A 20,583-nucleotide genomic window follows, 5' to 3' on the forward strand; every position below is an offset into this window, starting at 1 on the left:
CCGTCGCGACGATGCGATGCAGGTGTTCATAACGATTTGGCCAGCCGGTACAACAGGAATCCGCCAAACAGTTCCAGCAGCACCGCGATCAGCAGGATCTTCTTGCCCAGCGGGTCGTGGAACATGGGCTGGAAGAAATCCGGGCTCATCAGTGCCATCGACAAGGCCGCGCCCACCGGCAGCAACGCCAGTACCCAGGCCGACATGCGGGTTTCGGAGGTTGTGGCCTGCAGCTCGCGCTGCACTTCTTCCAGGTCGCGCATGAAGTCGCTCATGCGTTGCAGGATCTGGTCGCTGCGGCCGCCGATGCGGATGCTGGTGCCCAGGATCACCGCCAGCATTTCCAGCGGGCGCAGCCGGTAGGCCTGCGCGGCATGTTGCAGGGCGCGGTCCAGATCCATGCCGGCGCGGGTATAGGTCAAGGCATTGTCGAGGATGGGCCGCAGCGGCGGATCGACATTCTGGGTGGCGCTCTGGAAGGCCATCGACAAGCTGTTGCCGATGCCAGCCATGCGCACCATGTTCTCGAGGAAATCCGGCATCTGCGCCACCAGCCGTTGCTGGATCTTGTCGATGCGGCGGTACAGCCACAGCGCCACGCCCAGCAGATAGAGCAGCAGCACGAATGCGCCAAACCAGGCGCTGCCAAGCCGCAGGCCCGCGCCGATGGTGATGGCGATGCCGGGCAGGGCGATCAGCAGCAGGGTGCGCGCTGAGTCCTTCAGTCCAGCGCGGCGTAGTAGCTCGGCCCAGCGCTGGCTCGGCGGCCGTTGGTTGCGGGCTTCTTCGGCGGCGCGCTGCGGATCGGGGCGTGACAGCCGGGTGTCGGCATGGCTGGCGGCGGCACGCTGCTGCACGCGGGTGGCCAGCCCCCACCACAGGCCCATGGCTACCGCTACCAGCAGCACGGCAAGGCTCCCGAGCAGCAGCGGCATCATCATGAGGGGAAGCTCCCCATGTTGGCCTCGCGCAGTTCCTGCCGGAACGGTTCGAGCTTGTAGCAGTGCGGGTGGAAGCCCAGGCCGACCCAGCGGTCGCGCTCACGGCTTTCCTGGTCGACCCAGACCTCGTGCTTGAACAGCTCCTGGCTGGTGATGACGTTGTCGCTGACGCCGGTGATCTCGGTGATGGAGGTGATGACGCGGCGGCCACTGCCCAGCCTTGAGATCTGCACGATGAAGTCGATGGCGCTGGCAATCTGCCGGCGCAGGCTGTCTTCACTGCCCTGGAAGCCGGCAAAACCGGCCAGCATCTCCAGCCGGTACAGGCAGTCACGCGCGTTGTTGGCATGCACGGTGGCCATCGAGCCGTCATGGCCGGTGTTCATCGCCTGCAGCATTTCCAGCACTTCCGCGCCGCGTACCTCGCCGACCACGATGCGGTCCGGACGCATGCGCAGGCTGTTGCGGACCAGGTCGCGGATGCTGACCGCACCGCTGCCATCGAAGCCGCCCATGCGTGATTCCAGGCGCACCACATGTGGATGATTAAGCGCCAGCTCGGCGGTGTCCTCGACGGTGATGACGCGCTCGTTGTGCGGGATGAAGGTAGCCAGCGCGTTCAACAGCGAGGTCTTGCCCGAGCTGGTGCCGCCGGAAATAAGGATGTTGCAGCGCCCGCGCACCATCGCGTTGAGCAGCGCATACATGGGCTTGTCGAAGGCGCCACGGCCGAGCAGTTCATCGGGCGTGAACGGGTCCTTGCGAAACTTGCGGATCGACACCATCGGCCCGTCGACGGCCAAGGGCGAGATGATGGCGTTGAGACGGCCGCCATTGGGCAGGCGCGCATCGACCATGGGGTTGGAATCGTCCAGGCGCCGGCCGAGCGGGGCGATGATCCGGCGCAGGATGCGCAGCAGGTGGCGGTCGTCGCTGAAGCGCTGGGTCGAACGGCGCAGCATGCCGCCGGCCGAGACATGCACGTCCTTGTAGCCGTTGATCAGGATGTCTTCGATCTCCGGATCGCGCAGCAGGTCGTCCAGCGGACCGAAGCCGGTGAGTTCCTTCTGCAACGCGCTGGCGACGGCTTCCATCTCCTGCGCGTTGACCGGAATCTTCCACTCCTTGACGAAGGCCGCAGTCTGCGCGTGCACGTACTTGCCGATGGTTTCCGGGGACCACGAGTCGATGTCCACACGCTGGTCTTCGACATGATTCAGCAGGTATTCGTGGGCGGCGGAAAGCACGCTCTGGAATTGTTCGGTCTGTTCGAAGGGAACGCTGGATGCCGCTTCAACCGACAGCGCTGCCACGGCCAGACGTGGTGACAAGGGAGTGACTTTGTCTTCCATGGTTATCTACCCAGCAAAGTGGCGAGGCGTGCCAGCGGTGAGGCCGGTGCGGTGGATGGTGGTGCAGTGGCGCGGCGGCGATCCAGGCGTTGCTGCAGCGGCAGCAATGCCTTGAGATAGGCATCGCGCGGTGCGGCATCGGTGAGCAGGCGGCCAAGCCCGGCGTTGGAACGCAGCACCCGTGCGCGGTCGGGCAGGGTGGCGAGCAAGGGCAGGTTGAAGCGCTGGGCGATCTGCGTGTCCGCCAGGCCGCCGTTGGCATCGAAGCGGTTGACCACCAGCTGCAGCCGTTCATCGCGCAGGCCACGGCTTTCCAGTTCACGCATGGTCTGGTCCAGCGACACCAGCGAAGCTATCGCTTGGTCGGTCACCAGCCAGATTTCCGAAGCGCTCTTGAGCAGAGAGGTGGGCAGCAGCTGCACCGGCAGCCCCCCGACATCGCACAGGCTCAGCGGGAACACGCTGCGCAGGCGGTCGAGCAGCGCGATCGGCTCATGTTTCTTCATCAGCGTGCCGCTGCTGATGCCCAGCAATGCCAGTCCGCTGGGGTGGTGGGCAAAGGCGGTGCCGGCAAAGGTGCGATCCATGCGCTCCACATTGCGCAGCGCTTCCTCATAACCGAAATGGCTCTCCATGCCCAAGTACAGCGCGGCATCGGCCGCCGGCTGGCCGAGGTCGATCAGCAGCAGCCAGCCCTGCAGGCCGGCGATGTCGGGGGAGGTGGGATTCTGTTCGGCCAGGCTCACGCCCAGGTGGGTTGCCAAGGTGCTGGTGCCCACGCCGGGGCGCACGCCAAGCAGCAGGATCAGGCGGCCATCGGCACGCACCTCCTGCAGCACCGCCGCCCGTGCCGGGCCGGGCGCAGCGGCGACGCGCTCGAAGACTTCCAGCATCTGTGCCGGGCTGTTGTCGATGTCGATGAAATCGCAGACACCAGCGCGCATCGCCGCCAGCAGGTGCGCAGCCTGTTCTGGACCGGTGCTGCCCAGCCCGATCAGCGCCGGGCACCCTGGCAAGGCGTGCAGCTGGCGCGCCACATCAGTGGAGTAGGCGGCGTTGCCGCCGCAGTAATCAAGCAGTACGAATGCCGGTCCGTTCGCGCCATCCAGCAGTTGCCGGGGCGCGGTTTCGCGGCTGTCGACCCAGCGCAGGCTTGCGTGCCCGGCCAGTGCCGCGCCCAGGCGCGCCATGTGGCGGTTGTCCGGCGCGTACAGCAGCAGGTTCAATTCGGGATGGCTCTGGGTCTGGGGCAACGGCATCACCGGGGGCATGGCGGCGCTTCAGCGTGAAAAGCCGGGGAGTTGATCGGGACTGGCCGGATGCAGCAGCCATGCACCCCAAACCGGCAGCTTGGGTTGCACTTCGCGTTGGCCAGGCAGCGGTATCTCGGTGCCGCGCGCCAATGGTTGGACCAGCCGTGGCGTCACCACGATCACCAGTTCCTTGTCCTCGCGCTTGTAACTGAGGTTGCGGAAAAACGAGCCGAGTACCGGGATGTCACCCAGCAAGGGAATCTTGTTGACGTTGGACGACAACTGGCTGCTGACCAGCCCGCCGATCACGAAGCTCTCGCCATCGCCCAATTCAACGGTGGTGTCGGCGCGGCGGGTGGAGATGGCCGGTATCTGGGTGCCATCCAGGGTGATGCCACGGCTGTAGTCCAGGTCGCTGGCTTCCGGTGCCACCTTCAGGGCGATGCGTCCGGCCGACAGAACCGTGGGGGTCACGGTCAGGCCGATACCGAAGGGTTTGAAGCTGACCGTGGTGGTGCCCAGGCCTTGCGGCTCCAGGATGGGTAGCTCGCCGCCGGCCAGGAAGCTGGCACTTTGCCCGGACAGCGCAACCAGGGTCGGTTCGGCCAGCACGCGGGCCATGCCGTTGGCCTGCAGCAGGTCGATGTTGGCGCTCCACGCGCCGGGGATTGAACTTGCCACCAGCTTGAATGCCGAGGACAGCGCACCGCCGCTGTCATTGCTGCCACTGGGCGAGCTGATGCCGTAGCTGAAGCCGCCATTGATGTTCTTGAAGCTGATGCCGACCTGGCGCAGCACGCTGCGGTTGAACTCCACCACCTTGACTTCAACCTGCACCACGCCGCCATTGGCAATGGTGGCCGCATCGCTGATCACGCCCTTGTCGCCAATGGCGGAAGCCGCCGCCTTGCGGCTGGCCTCGTGCTCGAGCAGCGAGCTGGCACTGCCCGACAGCAGCGCCTGGCCCCCTTGCACGGTGAGTTGGCTGCCGCCGCCATCCAGCAGGCCACCCTGTACCGCGTTGCGGACCTCAACCCAGATCCGCGACGGCGCGGCCTGCTTCTGCAGCCACAACAGCAAGGTGGTGCTGCCGGCGGATTTGCCGACCAGCAAGGCCTCGCTGTTGCGGCCGATACGGGTGATATCGGCGATGGAGGGGTCGGCGATGGCAATGCGTTCCACCCCCGCCGGCAGATTCCACGGACGCTGCTCGTTGAGTTCGAGCACCACGGTGTTGTCCAGCGTTTGCGCCTGCGCGGCCTGCGTCAGCGGCGGCACAAAACCGGCCAGGCCCAGCAGCGTCAAGGTGAGCAACGCGGAAGCGGTGATGGAAGAGCGCTGGTGCAAGAGGGAGGCTCCGGTCATGGCGAAGACAGGGGGTTGGGAGGGGTCGTGCCGCGGATGATCTCGATACCTGGGCGACTGGCTGGGCGCGCGTTGCGGCGGCGTGGCGGCGCGGCGCTGGTTGCCGTTGCAGCGGGCGTGCGGGCGTTGTTGTGGCCGGCCAAGGCATTCAGATCAATGCCGGCATAGGCGCGGTTTTCCGGGCGTGCGGCGGCTTCGGCAGCACCTTCCAGGTTGCCGCGCACGGCCAGCACCGGTGCCGGCGTGGCGAAGATGGACTCGTCCGCCAGACCGGTGTCGCCGGGGTTGCGCAGCGCCAGGAACAGCTTGCCGCTGTGGGCGGCCAGCAACAGCCGACCTGCATCCTGCACCGGCACTGCCAGGATCGCGCTGCGTGCCTGCGCTGCCTCACTGTTGCTGCCGCCGGCGTTGCGGTTGTCGCGGGCGGCGATGGTCTCGGCGCGGCTGCCGGGCTCCGGTGCCGGCGCGCCGACCGCATCGCCCTGTTCGCTGCTGCCAGCACGCACCTGGCCCACATCGGCGTTGCCATAGCCCAGCACCTGCAGCCGTGAGAGCAACAGGCGCGCCTGTGGATTGGCCTGGCCACCGCCGCTGGCGGCCGGATTCTGCAGGCTCATGAAAACGTCCACGTAGTCGCCGGGGCTGACCCGGTTGCTGACCCCGGCCAGTTCGTCGACCGGCACCGCCACCGCGCGTTCGCCGGGCTTGATGCCGATGGCAATGCCCTGCAACAGCTGATCGGCCGTGATCAATGCACCGGCAGCGATGTTCACCGCCGGGGTGCGCCCGTCCACATCGGCGATGGCGCTGTAGCCGTTGGTGGGCGGCAAGGCCATTTCCGCGATGTACAGGTCCGCGGCGGTAATCGGGTGGCCGGCGGGCAGGTCCTTGCTGGCCACCACCAGCATGCGCTTGGGCACACCGGCCGCTGGCGACGTGTGGGCCATGCCTTCGGGCGCGGGCGTGGCGCGGCGGCCCATCCCGAATGCCAGCACCATCAACAGCGCTGCAAAGACCAGCAGCAGGATTGCAGCTATGCGTATTGCCTTTGGCATCGTGAAGCTCCTTCCCCTTGGAGTCCCTGGTCAGCGGTCGCCTAGATCCAGTTGAACAACAGCGGTACTGCTCAGTGATTTGCCCATGCTCCAGCCCATCAGCGCACCGGTGCCCGGCATGAAGGGGTGGGCGTCATGGTCGTAGGATGTGATCACCCTGATGCACTTGACCGAGCTATCGGCGGCGCACGCATAAGGTTGAGAGACGATGATCGGAGCGGCACTGGCACTGGCGCAGCCTGCCGCCGTGCCGGAGTAGTTCAGCAGCCACTGCATGGAGCGTGCCGCGGCTTGGCAGGCGTTGCTGCGGCGTTCGGCGGTGGTGCCATAGCGCAGCGATGCACGTGCCCCTTCGCCGGCCGCCAGGGCCAGCGATTGCTGCGCGGCGAAGATCATCACCCCGGTGAAGGTGATCAGCAGCAAGGGCAGCACACCGAACAACATCATCAGTGCGAACTCGATGGTCACCACCCCGCGTGCGCGCTGCCTGCTTCTTCGTCCGTGACTAGACATGGGCAGCTCCCTGCACCACGGTGCCGATCATCGCCATGCCCATGTACGCCGCATAGGGAATGCCCCGGCGGCCGCGCCGCGCCGCACGCAGATCCATCTGCCAGTCCATCACCCGGTCTGAACCCTGCAGCGACTGCACCATCCGCTGCAGGGGCAGGGGTGCGCAACGCGCCGCCGGTGCCCAGGTGAGAACCACCAGCGCATGCGCGCCGGCGGCCAGGCTGGCAATCACCCAGATCGGCAGCAGTGCACTGCCGCCCAGCAGGAAGCCGATGACCGAAAACAGCTTCACGTCTCCGGCTCCCATCCAGCCGATGGCATAGAACGGCAGCAGCGCGGCCAGCCCGATGAGGCCGCCCAGCAGGCAGCTGGCCAGTGCGGGCGGGCTGCCCACCTGCAGCAGTTGCATCACCAGCACGCCTGCCAGCACCGCCAGCAGCACCCGGTTGGACACACGCCTGGCCAGCAGGTCGCTGATGGCGACCTGGATGCCCAGCAGCAGGGCTGTCAGATGGATCAGGGTCATGGCGGGACCGTGCCTCAGCCGGTCGGGGTGCCGCCGCCCTCGCCAACCAGGGCAGTGAGTTTGTCCAGTACGGTCTGGAACACGGTCCTCAGCCCGTCGCGTGCGAAAAAGATGATCAAACCAGCCACAACTGCGGCCAGCAGCCCGTATTCAAGTGCGGTGACACCGTCTTCTTCCCGGAAAAACCTGCGCATCTGTGCGTTCATGATGTTCTCCCTGATGACCCGGTGTCGGAGTTGCACCGACAGCTGCCGGGCGCTGGGCATTGCTGCCCGATTGAGGTCATTGGGATACGCATGACACCGGCAAGAGTGTGCCGACGGTCGCGCGGGCTGCTGGCCGTGCCAGCAGTTTCCTACCCGTGCTGCCGTTGTCCCCTGTCGGCATGCAGCGCATGCCCGGAAGCATCATTGCAATCGCCCCGTCGACCGCATGCGCATATTCGGCAAGATTGAATTGTTTTTCATATATGTGACGCATTTGGCTAATCGGGATGGCGGAGCCGGCGTGAAGACTGTTTTTCTTTGTCAGTATCCTTGGCGAGGACGGTAGCCCAGGGTGTCCAGGGGCGCGGCTTCGGATTGCAGGTTTCAGGCTGTGCGACAGGGGACTGCAGGCTGTTTTTGTGAATGGCCTGCAACGGATGGTCGGCTTCTGAAGCGCGTTCCTGTCGAGGGCGCGCAAAGGCTTTCACATGGATGCGGTTGTCGGCGGAAATGGTTTGAAGTCTTTTGATCTGGCGTCACTGAGTGGCACATTGCGCGTGTGCCATGTTGAGCTCGTGCTGCTTGATGACCAGCCGCCCTCGGCTTCAATCACGTCCTTTGTCCACGATCAGGCCCTGCTGTGCACCTTCGAAATCGGCGCACGCACCCGCGGCCGCTTCATGCTGCCGCTGGACTGGTGCCTGCTGGGCTGGCTGCAGTCGGTTGACCCACAGAGCAGCTGGTGCCACGGCGTGCCATTGCAGTCCGGCAACATCGTGTCGGTGATGCCGGAAGGCGTTACCGAATTCGCGCTCGGCGCGTGCAGCCGCGTCACCTTCGTGCTGGTGCCATTGAAGCGTTTTCAGGAGCGTGCGGCGGCGCAGCGGCTGGGTGGATTGGGCGATGAGTCGCTGGCTGTGCCGCTGTTGAGCCCGCGACCGCATGTGCCGCTGCAGGATTACTACCAGGGTCTGCATGAGCGCATCCGCCAGGGGCAGGTGGGTGCCGACGAAATAAACGCAATGCTCGATGCGCATGTCAAAGAGGTTGTCACCAGCGGACCACCCGAGCGCGGTGGTTGCAACCGAAGCCGCTGCGCCCGGTATCTCATCTTCCGCCGCGCCGAAGACATGATGTACGCCAACCTGCGCCGGCATATCTATATGCATGAACTGTGCGATGCCGCCGGTGTCAGCGAGCGCGCGCTGCGCTATGCCTTCGAGGAGCTTGTTGGTATTTCGCCGGTGCGCTATCTGTCGATGTTGCGTCTGTGTGAAGCCTGCCGCAGCCTGTCCAGTGCCGATGCGGGCCGCAAATCGGTCAAGTCGATCGCGCTGAGTTGTGGCCTGTGGGATCTGTCGCGCTTTGCCGACAACTACCGCAAGGTATTTGGCGAGCTGCCCAGCGAAACGCTGATGCGTGGCACCTACAGCTCCGCCTGATGGCGGCAGAGTGTGATGGGCATCAAGGCCGCACACACGATTGCCGATTACGTGCATCGGCGTGCCGTTAACGGGCAACGGTTTGCCAAATCGACGTAGTGCTGTGCCGGATGCGGGTAAGTGGCGGGGCGCGGCGGCGCTGTACTGGCCTCACAGAGAGAACCCCTCCACGCCTGGTGGGGTTGAGCTGGAGGCCCCAAATGAACCGCATCTATCGGCTGGTATGGAACCGCACCCTGAATGCATTTGTGGTGGGGTCGGAGTTGGCCAGTGCGCAAGGCAAGCGCTCAGGTCCGCAGAAGCTTTCGCCACTGGGGTCCTGGACCCTGGCCGCGCTGGGCAGCGCCATTGCGCTGGCCATGGCCGGGCCCGCAGCGGCAACCGACGCCAAGCTGGCCGACCTGCAGGATCTGGTCGCCAAGTACAGCAATACCGACGCGCAGCAGATCATCGCCACCACGCTGCCCGCCGTGAATGCCGGCGCCTCGCTCAATGCCTCGGTCACGCTTCCGTCCTTGCTGCAGTTGGATGGCTCGGCGGCAGTCACGCTCAAGCCGCCGGTCGCCTCAGCACCGGCTGCCGCACGCGCGCAGCTCGGCGTACGCGCGGCATTGCCGGCGCTGCGTCCACACGCCCCGGCGAGCACGCCGGCAGCGGCGTTGGCCGTGGTTGCCGATGCCGCGTTGGCGGTAAAACCGCTGGCCGCATCGGCCAATGCAACGGTGACCGCGACCGTAGGGCCGCTCTCCGGCCCCGGCGCAGGCCTGCAAGGCCTTGCCGCGGTACTGCTGCCGGGCAAGGAGGAGGGCGGTAGTCCCCTGCACGGCACCTTGGTTTCAACGGCCAGCGCGGTCAAGGAATTGACCGGCGAAGTACTGACCGGCCAGCCGCTGGCGGCGGTGCACACGCTGGGCGGGCATGCCGGTGCGACCGTAGGATCGCTCACCGAGCACGTGGGTGGCAGTGTTGCCGGCCTGGCTGGTGCGTTGTTGCCGGGCAGCCAGGAGGGCGGCAATCCCCTGCATGGCACCCTGGTTTCAACTGTCGGCGCGGTCAAGGAGTTGACCGGTGAAGTGCTCACCGGCCAGCCGCTGGCGGCGGTGCACACGCTGGGCGGGCATGCCGATGCGACCGTAGGATCGCTCACCGAACATGTGGGTGGCAGTGTTGCCGGCCTGGCCGGTGCGTTGTTGCCGGGCAGCCAGGAAGGCGGCAATCCCCTGCATGGCACCCTGGTTTCAACCGTCGGCGCGGTCAAGGAGTTGACCGGCGAAGTGCTCACCGGCCAGCCGCTGGCGGCGGTGCACACGCTGGGCGGGCATGCCGGTGCGACCGTCGGATCGCTCACCGAACACGTGGGTGGCAGTGTCGCCGGTCTGACAGGTGCGTTGTTGCCGGGCAGCCAGGAGGGCGGCAGTCCCCTGCAGAGCACCTTGGTGTCAACGGCGGGCGCGGTCAAAGAGTTGAGTGGCGAAGTGCTGGCTGGGCAACCGGTAGCTGCGGTGCAGACGCTCACCTCGCATGCCGGTACGACCGTGACATCGCTTACCCAGCAGGTGGGTGGCGGTGTGGCCGGCCTGACCGGCGCGTTGTTGCCGGGCGGCCAGGCAGGTAGCAATCCGGTACGCGGTGTCGTGACCGGCGCGGTGGGTGCGGTCGAAGACCTGACCGGTGGGGTTGTCAAAGGAACCGGCCTGGGTGGAGTGGTGAATGGCCTGGCCAACGGTGTGGCGCCGGTGCTGGATGGTGTTGGTGGCCTGCTGGGTGCCGTGGTCGGCGGCGTGACCGGATCGAGCACCTTGGGTACCGGCGTCACCGGCACGGTGGGCGCGCTGACCGGTGGGCTGAAGGACACCAACGGTGCGCTGGCCGATGGCGACGTCACAGGCACCGTGCAGAACCTGCTGGGTACGGTAGATACCACCGCCTCGACGCTGCTCGGCGCTACCGGCAATACGCTCGGTGGCATCACCGGGTCCGGTTCAGGAGTGACTGGCGTGACCGGTACCCTGAGCGGTGTCATCGGTGGTGTGACCGGCGGGCTGTCGAACGTGGTGGGTGGCTTGACCGGCAACCCGGTCATACCCAGTGCGGCGCCGCCCGCCGCGCCCGGCCCGTCAGGTTTGATCGTCGGCAACGGTGGGCTGGTGGGCTCGGTGGACCAGCTGGTAGGCCCTTCGGTGGCCACGCTGCTCGGGGCCAGGCCCTATATCCAGAACGGCAGCCTGAAGGTCAACAGCGTCAATGTGATGCAGACCTATTCGGAAGTGCAGCTGGTGGGGCTGCCGGTGGTGAATCTCAGTCCGGTGGGCTCTGTGTTGGATGGGCTGGGTGGCTTGGCCACCGGCAGTGACTCGCATCTGACCCTGATTGGTGGTGTCACCTCCGACAGCTACATCACCAACATCAACAACGGCGACCCGGGCGGCCTGCTGGGTCTGGTGCTGCCGGACGGCGCGCCCGCTTGGGCTTCGGAGTGCCTCAACGTGCTGGGTGCGGTGACCGCCAAGTGCTGGGCTGTTCCTGCGGCGCAGGATTACCAGGTGTTGATCGGCGATGGCGCCTTCGCCAATGGTTCAAAGGAAGTCGTGATCGGCAGCAATGCCGAGCATCGGCTGGCCGCGCAGACCGCCGACCAGGTATTCGTCGACGCCGCGGGCGGCAAGACCGGCGTTCCCACTGCCGATTACGACGCGCGCCAAGGTCACTCGGTGGTGGTGGGCGACAGCGCCAAGGGCACCGCCAATGCGCAGACCCTGCTCGGTGCCGGGGCAACCTCGGACAAGGCCAATAGCGTGGCGCTGGGCTACAAATCCGATGCCGCGCGCGGTGGCCAGGACAACTACACCGCCTTCGGCCTGACCGCCGCACAGACCTCAATCGGCGAAGTGGCGGTGGGTTCGACCGGACGCGAGCGCCAGATCACCCATGTCGCCGCCGGCAGCCTGGACACCGACGCGGTGAACGTCAAACAGCTGCGCGGTGCGTTGGACCAGATCGATGACCTGGGGCTGGCCGCGGTGGTCTATGACGAAGACGCCAATGGCGTCGTCAACTACAGCAAGGTAACCCTAGGCGGTGGCCAGGCCGCCAACGGCACGCTGCTGGCGAATGTGGCGGGCGGTGCGGTTGCCGCAGGCAGCATGGAGGCGGTCAATGGGGGCCAGCTGTTTGGACTGGGCAGCTCGATGGCGACCACTCTGGGGGGCGGCGCAACGTTCAATGGTGGCGTGCTCGGTGTTCCCAGTTACCAGATCAACAGCATCGGTGTGCTTGGCACCGCCTCGCTGCAGCCGTACGCGAACATCGGCAACGCCTTCAGTTCGATCAGCGATTCGCTGCTCAACCTGAGCAACCTGCTGCCGCGCAGCGTCCCCGGTGGCAGTGATCCGCTGGCGGTGCGTTACACCGCAGATGGTGCGGGCAACCCCACCAACCAGGTCCGCCTGAACGGTGATGGCAGCGGTGCGGCGGTGGCCTTGGGCAATGTCGCCAATGGCAGTGTGGTCAGCGGCAGCCTGGATGCGATCAACGGCGGCCAGCTGGCCACCACCAACGCCGCGCTGGCCTCCACCATCGGCGGCACTCTGCAATACAACAGCAGCACCGGGCAGTGGAGTGCAGCCAGCTTCAACATCACCTCGATCAACAGCGGCGGTGCTGCCACCCAGCAGACGTTCGGCAATGTCACCGATGCATTTGCGGCAATGGACAACTCCATCGTCAACGTCAACAACCGCATCGACAACATCCAGAACGGTGGCGCCGGCAACGCCTACTTCGCGGTCAACTCGACCAAGCCGGCGGCCTCGGCTACCGGCCAGGACAGCGTGGCCGCAGGCCCGCAGGCAACCGCCAGTGGCAACCAGGCCGTGGCCATCGGTGATGGCGCCAACGCATCGGCAGCCGGCAGCGTAGCGCTGGGCGCCGGCTCGGTGGCCGACCGTGCCAATGCCGTGTCGGTGGGGGCGGCCGGTGCCGAGCGCCAGATCACCAATGTGGGCGACGGCAGCCAGGCCACCGATGCGGTGAACCTGCGCCAGCTGCAGGCATCGCAGCAGGGCACGGTGCGCTATGACCAGAACACCGATGGCAGCACCAACTACAGCAGCGTGACGATGGGGCGCCCGGGCACCAGCACGGTGATCCACAACGTGGGCACCGGCGTGGCGCCGACCGACGCGGTCAACGTGGCGCAGCTCAACAAGGGCATGGGGGAGGTCATGGATTGGTCAAAGAACTACACCGATCAACGTTTCAACGATGTCAGCCGCGACATGAAGCGGATCGACGACCGCGCCTCGGCCGGTGTCGCATCGGCGATGGCGATGGCCGGTCTGCCGCAGCCGACCGAGGCAGGTCGACGCATGGCCTCGATGGCGGCCAGCACCTTCCACGGCGAATCGAGCATGGCCGTGGGTGTGTCCGGCGTGACCGACGGTGGTCGCTGGATCTACAAGCTCAGCGGCTCGGCCAATACCCGCGGTGATGGCGGGGTGACCGTGGGTGCCGGCTTCCAGTGGTGATTGGCGGCTGCACTTCGCAGGCAGGCAACCATGGCAACGCATCGAGGACGCTATGAACACCAAATGGACCGTGCTGGCTTTGCTGGCAACCCTGGCCGCCTGTGGCAAAGCGCAGGCGCGCGATGAATTCCCGGACCCGGCGCGTGCCTACCCGGCCGGCGGCACCTACGTGAACCTGGACAACCTGCGGCAGTACGCGCCGGGCATGAACAAACGCCAGATCCAGTCGTTGTTGGGTACACCGCAGTTCAATGAAGGTTTGTGGGGGGTGCGGGAGTGGAACTACGTATTCAATTTTCGGCGTTCTGTTGGGGCCGCGCCGATCCAATGCCAGTTCCAGGTCCGGTTCGATGCGGAAGGCGTTGCCAACGGCCAGGCGTGGCAACCAGCAAGCTGCGCCGCATTGCTGGAGCCGGCTCCCGCACCACCCGCACCAACGCCGCCTCCGCCGCCACCGCCCCCGGAGGTGGTGGCGCCGCTGCGCATCTCGGCCGACGCACTGTTCGCCTTCGACAGCGCGGATCTGTCAGCTGTGGGCCGCCAGCGCCTGGACGCGCTTTTGCAGCAGCTCAGGGACGGCGCCGCGCAGGCCTCGCTCACCATCATCGGCTACACCGACCGCATCGGCGCCGACGCCTACAACCTGGAGCTGTCCAGGCGGCGCGCCAATAGCGTGCGTGACTATCTGGTCGGGCAGGGCATACCGGCAGCCGCCTTGCACGCGGAAGGCCGCGGCAACAGCGCGCCGCTGGTGGGCTGCGAACAGGTCAGCGGAGCGGCGCTGGTGGATTGCCTGGCGCCCAACCGCCGCGTGGAGATTGCCGGTATCGGCGCATAGGGCAGCTCTGCAGCCGGCGAACGGTGCGATTGTCGCGCGCAGCGTTCACAATGGCCGCCGGTAGTCGTGGCAGCTGTGCCCCGGCCAGAGCGGGGCAAGGTGTGCGGTGGTGAAGCAGAAAAGGTGGGTGGCATGGACCGGGCCGGTAGCGGCGGTGGTTTTCATCGTGGCGGTGGGCGTATTTGGTGCGCAGCTGCCGGGCTATGACCAGTTGCTGCATCCGGTGTCGTTGCTGGGCGCGCGCGGAATTCCCAATGGCATGGTCTTCAGCGTGCTGGGCTTCGTGGTGCCGGGCCTGCTGGCGGCCGTCGCCGCGCTGGAACTGATCCTGCGCATGCCGGCAAGCGCGCCGCGGCCGTTGCGGGTCGGTGGGCAGATGCTGCTGCTGGCCGCCCTGGCGTTTGCCGCGATGGGCCTGTTTCCGTTGGACGTGGACGATATCGAGAACCGCGCCAGCCAGTTCCACGCCAGCGCCTGGTTGCTGTGGCTGCTGGCGTTCAGTGCGGCGGCCGTCGCGTTGCGGTTTGGCGCTGCCAAGGCCAGTGGCTGGCGTGCGCTGTCGACCCTGACCGTGGTCTGTGCGCTGTGGGTTGTCTGCAGTGCATTCCTGTTCGAGATCGCGATGCCGGTGGCCATGGCGCAACGCCTGGCATTCCTGGGCTGGCTGCTGTGGTTGCTGGTAGCACCACGGCTGGCGCCAGCGCGCAGCTGAGCGGGTTGTTATGCCGGCAGAACAGGGGGCTGCCGGCACCGGCGCCGCGCAAGCCCCGCGCAGATGCAGTTTCTGCGGAAAGTCGGCTTTTTTAAAAGCTCTATATTTCAATGACCTGCGGGTTTTCGATGGCGCAGGTAGGGGCTTGATTGGAGTGCAATGATGCACTGCGGTACCCTTTGCCGCTTTGCCGTTGCCCAGCGTTGACATGTCCAGCGTCGAACCGAATATCTACGATCCCCAGCAGGTTGAAGCCGCCGCCCAGAAATTCTGGGAGGCCGAGAAGGCATTCGAGGTGAACGAAACCTCGGACAAGCCCAAGTACTACTGCCTGTCGATGCTTCCGTACCCGTCCGGTGCGCTGCACATGGGCCATGTGCGCAACTACACCATTGGCGACGTCATCAGCCGCTACAAGCGCATGACCGGCCACAATGTGCTGCAGCCGATGGGCTGGGATGCGTTCGGCCTGCCTGCCGAAAACGCCGCGATCAAGAACAAGACCGCGCCGGCCAAGTGGACCTACGCCAACATCGACCACATGCGCAGCCAGCTCAAGTCGCTGGGCTATGCGATCGACTGGTCGCGCGAATTCGCCACCTGCACGCCGGACTACTACGTCCACGAGCAGCGCATGTTCACCCGCCTGATGCGCAAGGGCCTGGCCTACCGCCGCAACTCGGTGGTGAACTGGGACCCGGTCGACAACACCGTGCTGGCCAACGAGCAGGTCATCGACGGCCGCGGCTGGCGTTCCGGCGCACTGGTCGAGAAGCGCGAGATCCCGCAGTGGTTCCTGCGCATCACCGACTACGCCCAGGAACTGCTGGACGGCCTGGATGAACTGCCGGGCTGGCCGGATTCGGTCAAGACCATGCAGCGCAACTGGATCGGGCGCTCCGAAGGCCTGGAAATCCAGTTCGACGTGCGTGACCTGGACGGTGCCGCACTGGATCCGCTGCGCGTGTTCACCACCCGCCCGGACACGGTGATGGGCGTGAGCTTCGTTTCCATTGCCGGCGAACATCCGCTGGCCGTGCACGCCGCCAAGAACAATCCGCAGCTGGCCGCCATGCTGGCCGAGCTGAAGCAGGGTGGTGTCTCCGAGGCGGAACTGGAAACCCAGGAAAAGCGCGGCATGGATACCGGCCTGAAGGCCATCCATCCGGTCAGCGGTGAGCAGGTGCCGATCTGGGTCGCCAACTTCGTGCTGATGGGCTACGGCACCGGCGCGGTGATGGCCGTTCCGGGCCACGACCAGCGTGATTTCGAATTCGCCACCAAGTACAAGCTGCCCAAGAAGCAGGTCATCGCGCTGAAGTCGCCGAAGAACGACGATGAACGCAATTACGACGACACGCGCTGGCAGGACTGGTACGGCGACAAGAGCCGCGAAACCGAACTGGTCAATTCGGCCGAGTTCGACGGCCTGGATTTCCAGGGCGCGTTCGAGGCACTGGCCGAGCGTTTCGAGCGCAAGGCGCAGGGCCAGCGCCGGGTCAACTATCGCCTGCGCGACTGGGGCGTCAGCCGCCAGCGCTACTGGGGCTGCCCGATTCCGGTGATCTACTGCGACAAGTGTGGCGCGGTGCCGGTGCCGGAAGATCAACTGCCGGTGATCCTGCCGGAGGACGTGGAACTCAACGGTACCGGTTCGCCGATCAAGGCCGACCTGGAATGGCGCAAGACCACCTGCCCGGAGTGCGGCGGTGCGGCCGAGCGCGAGACCGACACCTTCGACACCTTCATGGAGTCGAGCTGGTACTACGCCCGTTACACCTCGCCCGGCGCTCGTGAGGCGGTGGACAAGCGAGGCAACTATTGGCTGCCGGTGGACCAGTACATCGGTGGCATCGAGCACGCCATCCTGCACCTGATGTACTTCCGTTTCTTCCACAAGCTGCTGCGTGATGCACGCATGGTGGACAGCAACGAGCCGGCGCAGAACCTGCTGTGCCAGGGCATGGTGATCGCAGAGACCTTCTACCGCCAGAACAGCGACGGTTCCAAGGACTGGTTCAACCCGGCCGACGTGGACACGGTGCGCGACGAGCGTGGCCGCATCACCGGCGCCACCCTGCGCACGGATGGCCAGCCGGTGGTGATCGGCGGCACCGAGAAGATGTCCAAGTCCAAGAACAACGGCGTCGACCCGCAGACCATGGTGGCCAAGTACGGCGCCGATACGGTGCGCCTGTTCTCGATGTTCGCCGCCCCGCCGGAACAGTCGCTGGAGTGGAACGAGGCCGGCGTCGACGGCATGGCGCGCTTCCTGCGCCGGCTGTGGGCGATGGTGCAGAAGCACGCCGCCGACGGTGTTGCACCGGCGCTGGAAGTTGCCGCGCTGAGCGCCGAGCAGAAGGCGATGCGCCGCAAGACCCACGAAACCATCAGCAAGGTCAGTGACGACTACGGCCGCCGCCATGCCTTCAACACCGCCATTGCCGCGGTGATGGAACTGCTCAACGCACTGGCCAAGTTCGACGATGCCAGCGCGCAGGGCCGTGCGGTCCGGCAGGAAGCTCTGCAGGCGGCCGTGCTGCTGCTGAACCCGATCACTCCGCATGCCTGCCATGCGATGTGGCAGCTGCTGGGTCACGAGCAGACCTTGCTCGAAGACCAGCCGTTCCCGCAGGTGGACGCGGCGGCACTGGTCAAGGATTCGCTGACCCTGGCCGTGCAGGTCAACGGCAAGCTGCGTGGCACCATCGACGTAGCCGCCGACACCTCGCGCGAGCAGATCGAAGTCCTTGCCAGGGAAGAGCCGAATACGGCCAAGTTCCTTGATGGCCTGACCATCCGCAAGGTCATCATCGTGCCGGGCAAGATCGTCAATATCGTTGCGGCGTAAGCCGCAGCGGGTATCTCAAGCGCTGTTCACGCGGCATCAGGCAGGCTTGCTGCCTGTTGCCGCCCCCGGCCGGCTCCTCCAGACTGTGTGCATGACTCGATACCTGACTGCCCTGATCCTTGCCGCCAGCCTCACCGGTTGCGGCTTCCATCTGCGTAACAAGCTCGCGCTGCCTGCCGATATGCCGGCGGTGCAGGTGGATTCGACGGTGCGTTACAGCGAACTGATAAAGCTGCTCAACCGTGGCCTGCGCGCTTCCGGCGCAACGGTGCTCGAAGACGGCGACACGCTGGCGGCCGCCGGCAAGCCGTCCGGGGCAGCGCGCCTGCAGATCCGTTCCGAGCGCTGGGGTGACCTGCCCATCGCCATCGACGCCCAGGGCCGTGCCCAGGAATACAGCCTGCGCTACGCGGTGGTGTTCATGTTCACCCGCCCCGATGGCAGCGTGATCGTGCCGGAGCAGGCGGTGGAACTGTCGCGTGACTACGTGTCGCCGCCGCAGGACGCCACCGGTACCACCACCGAGCGCGAAATCCTCGCCGACGAACTGCGTCGCGAGATGTCGGCCTCGATCCTGCGCCGCATCGACAGCGTGGTCCGCGCCGATCTGAACAAGGCCCTGCACGCACCCAAGCCGGCCGAAGGTGCTGCCGCGCCGGTGCCTGCGCAGGATGCCGGTGGGCTGCGCTGAGTTGGCGCCGCTGCGCGCTGCACGGCCACGGCAGGCCTGAGCGATGGAGTTGCGACCGGAACAGCTGGCCAGCCAGATAAGCGCCCAGCCTTTGGCGCCGGTGTACCTGATTGCCGGCCCCGAACTGTTGCGGGTGATTGAAGCTGCCGATGCGGTGCGCGCCAGGGCGCGTGCCGATGGCATCGGCGAGCGCGAAGTATTCGATGCCGATGGCCGCGATTTCGACTGGGGGCAACTGTCCTCCAGCTTCAACGCGCCCAGCCTGTTCAGTGCTCGCCGACTGGTCGAGGTGCGCCTGCCCAATGGCAAGCCGGGCAAGGAGGGCGCCGAGGTGATCAGCGACTTCTGTGCGCGGCCCGCGCCGGACGTGGTGCTGCTGATCACCGCCGGCGAATGGAGCAAGGCACACCAGGGCAAGTGGGCCGAAGCGGTCAACAAGGCTGGCGTACTGTCGGTGGCCTGGGCAATCAAGCCGCACGAGCTGGCGGACTGGATCGAGCGGCGCCTGCGCAGCAAGGGCTTGCGCGCCGATCCGGCTGCCGTGCAGCGGTTGAGCGAGCGGGTCGAAGGCAATCTGCTGGCCGCCGCGCAGGAAATCGACAAGCTGGCGCTGCTGGCCGACGGCCAGCCGCTGGATGTCGCCAGGATGGAATCGCTGGTGGCCGATGCCGCCCGATACGATGTTTTCAGGCTCAGCGATGCCGCGTTCTCCGGGCAGGCGCAGGCCGTGCTGCGGATGCTGGCGGGCCTGCGCGCCGAAGGCGAGGCTGTGGCAGCGTTGATGCCGATCCTGATCCGCGAGCTGCTGATCACCGCCGGTCTGGCACGGCTACAGGCCAGTGGCGGCAATCTGGCCGCGGAAATGAAATCCAAGGGCATCTGGGAATCACGCCAGGCGCCCTTCAAGCGGGCACTGCAGCGCCACCCCGATCCGCGCCGCTGGGAGCGCTTCCTCGCTGAAGCCTCGCAGGTGGATCGCATGGCCAAGGGGCGTGCCGAGGGCGATCCCTGGGTGGCCCTGGAACGCCTGCTGGTTGCGCTGGCCGAGGCCCGTGCGGTGCGTCTGCTTGTCCGTGGCGTGCGCTGACGTGGCTGGGCCGCCAGCGGCGGCCGCTGCCGGGCAACCGGGCCTGTGGCTGCTGTACGGGGGCACCTTCGACCCGGTCCACAACGGCCATCTGGCCATCGCCCGCTGTGCCGCCGCCGAATTGCAGGTGCCGGTGCATCTGATGCCGGCCGCTGATCCGCCCCATCGTGCGCCGCCCGGTGCCAATGCCGCACAACGCGCGCACATGCTGGAGCTGGCGATCGCAGGCGAGCCGGTGCTGCGTGTGGATACTCGGGAATTGCAACGCGCCGCCCGCCAGCCGGGTGTGCCGTCCTGGACAGTGGACACCCTGCGCGAGATCCGCGCCCAGATCGGCCCGCAGCGCCCGTTGGCCATGCTGATGGGGGCCGACAGCCTGCTCAGCCTGCCGAGCTGGCATGAATGGGAACACCTGCTCGAACTTGCGCATATCGTGGTGGCTGAACGCCCCGGCAGCGGTCTGGATGGCCCCTTGCCGGAAGCACTGGCGCAGCGCCTGCAGGGCGCCTGGGCCAAATCGGTGCAGGCCCTGGCCGAGACCCCGGCAGGGCGGGTCTGGCGGCTGCGGCAGCCGCTGCACGGCGAGTCGGCGACCGCATTGCGGGCATTGATCGCCGAAGGCGGCCAATGGCGTGATTTATTGCCTTCGGCGGTGGCGGAGTACATCCTTGCCCAAGGCCTGTATGGCAGTGCCGCGTCACTGTGAATGCCGGCGGCGGCCAGGTTCTCTATAATCGTTCCCCTTAATTCATCGAGTTCTGCTGCTTTGACCACCGAAGCCCAAGTCATCAAGACCCAAATGCCCAACCCGGCACCCTCCGTACCGGCCCTGTTGGCGTCCGTCCACTCCGCCCTTGAAGAGATCAAGGCCCGGGATGCCGTCGAGCTCGATGTCCGTGGCAAGTCCAGCGTCGCTGATTACATGGTTGTGGTTTCCGGCACCTCCACCCGCCACGTCAAGTCGATCGGCGAGGAAGTCGTGCGCTTTGCCAAGAACCTGGGCGTGATGCCGCTGGGTGTGGAAGGCGAGCGCGAAGCCGAGTGGGTGCTGGTGGACCTGGGCGACGTCATCGTCCACGTCATGCTGCCGCGCGTGCGCGAGCTGTATGCGCTGGAGCGTCTGTGGACCGTTGGCGACCAGCCGCGCTCCGCCTATGACGACGAAGACGAGCAGGATGCGGGCTGAGCCCCACCGTTCCTGATTCTGTGACGGCGCCGCAGGGCG

At 66.3% G+C, this 20,583-nt stretch carries 17 protein-coding genes; 9 read left to right on the top strand and 8 right to left on the bottom strand.

Features of this window, described 5'->3' with window-relative positions:
* Positions 1-26 precede the first annotated feature (26 nt).
* From BCV67_RS16415 to BCV67_RS16450, 8 genes are all read right to left on the bottom strand, one after another.
* Positions 27-941 (bottom strand): type II secretion system F family protein, encoded by a 915-nt coding sequence (locus BCV67_RS16415; RefSeq protein WP_062168286.1) that lies wholly within the window; start codon positions 939-941, stop codon positions 27-29.
* Positions 938-2,293, bottom strand: a complete 1,356-nt coding sequence (locus BCV67_RS16420) for a CpaF family protein (protein ID WP_062168284.1) — start codon at positions 2,291-2,293, stop codon at positions 938-940. The genes BCV67_RS16415 and BCV67_RS16420 overlap by 4 nt, the downstream gene beginning before the upstream one ends.
* 2 nt (positions 2,294-2,295) lie before the next feature.
* Entirely contained in the window at positions 2,296-3,546 is a 1,251-nt protein-coding gene (locus BCV67_RS16425; RefSeq protein ID WP_156455838.1) for an AAA family ATPase, read from the bottom strand.
* Between the two features lie 27 nt (positions 3,547-3,573).
* Positions 3,574-4,836, bottom strand: a complete 1,263-nt coding sequence (locus BCV67_RS16430; protein WP_231732499.1) for a type II and III secretion system protein family protein — start codon at positions 4,834-4,836, stop codon at positions 3,574-3,576.
* Positions 4,837-4,907: 71 nt separating this feature from the next.
* Positions 4,908-5,966: a Flp pilus assembly protein CpaB gene (cpaB, locus tag BCV67_RS16435; protein ID WP_062168278.1), complete on the bottom strand. Its 1,059-nt coding sequence runs from the start codon at positions 5,964-5,966 to the stop codon at positions 4,908-4,910.
* Positions 5,967-5,996: 30 nt separating this feature from the next.
* Positions 5,997-6,479: a pilus assembly protein TadE gene (locus tag BCV67_RS16440; RefSeq protein ID WP_062168276.1), complete on the bottom strand. Its 483-nt coding sequence runs from the start codon at positions 6,477-6,479 to the stop codon at positions 5,997-5,999.
* Positions 6,472-7,005, bottom strand: coding sequence for an A24 family peptidase (locus BCV67_RS16445; RefSeq protein WP_062168274.1), 534 nt, complete (start codon positions 7,003-7,005; stop codon positions 6,472-6,474). The genes BCV67_RS16440 and BCV67_RS16445 overlap by 8 nt, the downstream gene beginning before the upstream one ends.
* 14 nt (positions 7,006-7,019) lie before the next feature.
* Positions 7,020-7,211, bottom strand: a complete 192-nt coding sequence (locus BCV67_RS16450; protein WP_062171624.1) for a Flp family type IVb pilin — start codon at positions 7,209-7,211, stop codon at positions 7,020-7,022.
* A 488-nt stretch (positions 7,212-7,699) separates the two neighbouring features.
* On the opposite strand from BCV67_RS16450, the gene BCV67_RS16455 reads away from it, so the two are divergent.
* From BCV67_RS16455 to rsfS, 9 genes are all read left to right on the top strand, one after another.
* A complete protein-coding gene (locus BCV67_RS16455; RefSeq protein WP_062168272.1) occupies positions 7,700-8,653 on the top strand; it encodes a helix-turn-helix domain-containing protein in 954 nt (317 codons plus the stop codon).
* 200 nt (positions 8,654-8,853) lie between these two features.
* Complete coding sequence (locus BCV67_RS16460; RefSeq protein ID WP_062168270.1) at positions 8,854-13,179, top strand: ESPR-type extended signal peptide-containing protein; 4,326 nt, start codon at positions 8,854-8,856, stop codon at positions 13,177-13,179.
* Between the two features lie 52 nt (positions 13,180-13,231).
* Positions 13,232-14,017, top strand: a complete 786-nt coding sequence (locus BCV67_RS16465) for an OmpA family protein (protein WP_062168268.1) — start codon at positions 13,232-13,234, stop codon at positions 14,015-14,017.
* Positions 14,018-14,126: 109 nt separating this feature from the next.
* Positions 14,127-14,729 carry a DUF998 domain-containing protein gene (locus tag BCV67_RS16470; RefSeq protein ID WP_231732370.1) on the top strand — a complete coding sequence of 201 codons (603 nt, stop codon included), beginning with the start codon at positions 14,127-14,129 and terminating at the stop codon, positions 14,727-14,729.
* A 208-nt stretch (positions 14,730-14,937) separates the two neighbouring features.
* On the top strand, positions 14,938-17,580 hold the full coding sequence (gene leuS, locus BCV67_RS16475; protein ID WP_062168265.1) for a leucine--tRNA ligase: 2,643 nt from the start codon (positions 14,938-14,940) through the stop codon (positions 17,578-17,580).
* Positions 17,581-17,671: 91 nt separating this feature from the next.
* Positions 17,672-18,271 (top strand): LPS assembly lipoprotein LptE, encoded by a 600-nt coding sequence (gene lptE / locus BCV67_RS16480; protein ID WP_062168263.1) that lies wholly within the window; start codon positions 17,672-17,674, stop codon positions 18,269-18,271.
* Positions 18,272-18,314: 43 nt separating this feature from the next.
* Complete coding sequence (holA, locus tag BCV67_RS16485; RefSeq protein ID WP_062168261.1) at positions 18,315-19,358, top strand: DNA polymerase III subunit delta; 1,044 nt, start codon at positions 18,315-18,317, stop codon at positions 19,356-19,358.
* A 1-nt stretch (position 19,359) separates the two neighbouring features.
* Positions 19,360-20,064, top strand: coding sequence for a nicotinate-nucleotide adenylyltransferase (nadD, locus tag BCV67_RS16490; RefSeq protein WP_231732369.1), 705 nt, complete (start codon positions 19,360-19,362; stop codon positions 20,062-20,064).
* Between the two features lie 60 nt (positions 20,065-20,124).
* Complete coding sequence (rsfS, locus tag BCV67_RS16495) at positions 20,125-20,544, top strand: ribosome silencing factor (RefSeq protein WP_057627098.1); 420 nt, start codon at positions 20,125-20,127, stop codon at positions 20,542-20,544.
* Positions 20,545-20,583 lie beyond the last annotated feature (39 nt).

The sequence above is a fragment of the Stenotrophomonas nitritireducens genome, assembly GCF_001700965.1.
In the GTDB taxonomy this organism is placed as follows: domain Bacteria; phylum Pseudomonadota; class Gammaproteobacteria; order Xanthomonadales; family Xanthomonadaceae; genus Stenotrophomonas; species Stenotrophomonas nitritireducens_A.

Excerpts from the sequence above, each read along its gene's own strand:
- BCV67_RS16415 (WP_062168286.1), bottom strand. The coding sequence starts at position 941 with ATGATGATGCCGCTGCTGCTCGGGAGCCTTGCCGTGCTGCTGGTAGCG.
- BCV67_RS16420 (WP_062168284.1), bottom strand. The coding sequence starts at position 2,293 with ATGGAAGACAAAGTCACTCCCTTGTCACCACGTCTGGCCGTGGCAGCG.
- cpaB (WP_062168278.1), bottom strand. The coding sequence starts at position 5,966 with ATGCCAAAGGCAATACGCATAGCTGCAATCCTGCTGCTGGTCTTTGCA.
- BCV67_RS16440 (WP_062168276.1), bottom strand. The coding sequence starts at position 6,479 with ATGTCTAGTCACGGACGAAGAAGCAGGCAGCGCGCACGCGGGGTGGTG.
- BCV67_RS16445 (WP_062168274.1), bottom strand. The coding sequence starts at position 7,005 with ATGACCCTGATCCATCTGACAGCCCTGCTGCTGGGCATCCAGGTCGCC.
- BCV67_RS16450 (WP_062171624.1), bottom strand. The coding sequence starts at position 7,211 with ATGAACGCACAGATGCGCAGGTTTTTCCGGGAAGAAGACGGTGTCACC.
- BCV67_RS16455 (WP_062168272.1), top strand. The coding sequence starts at position 7,700 with ATGGATGCGGTTGTCGGCGGAAATGGTTTGAAGTCTTTTGATCTGGCG.
- BCV67_RS16460 (WP_062168270.1), top strand. The coding sequence starts at position 8,854 with ATGAACCGCATCTATCGGCTGGTATGGAACCGCACCCTGAATGCATTT.
- BCV67_RS16465 (WP_062168268.1), top strand. The coding sequence starts at position 13,232 with ATGAACACCAAATGGACCGTGCTGGCTTTGCTGGCAACCCTGGCCGCC.
- leuS (WP_062168265.1), top strand. The coding sequence starts at position 14,938 with ATGTCCAGCGTCGAACCGAATATCTACGATCCCCAGCAGGTTGAAGCC.
- lptE (WP_062168263.1), top strand. The coding sequence starts at position 17,672 with ATGACTCGATACCTGACTGCCCTGATCCTTGCCGCCAGCCTCACCGGT.
- holA (WP_062168261.1), top strand. The coding sequence starts at position 18,315 with ATGGAGTTGCGACCGGAACAGCTGGCCAGCCAGATAAGCGCCCAGCCT.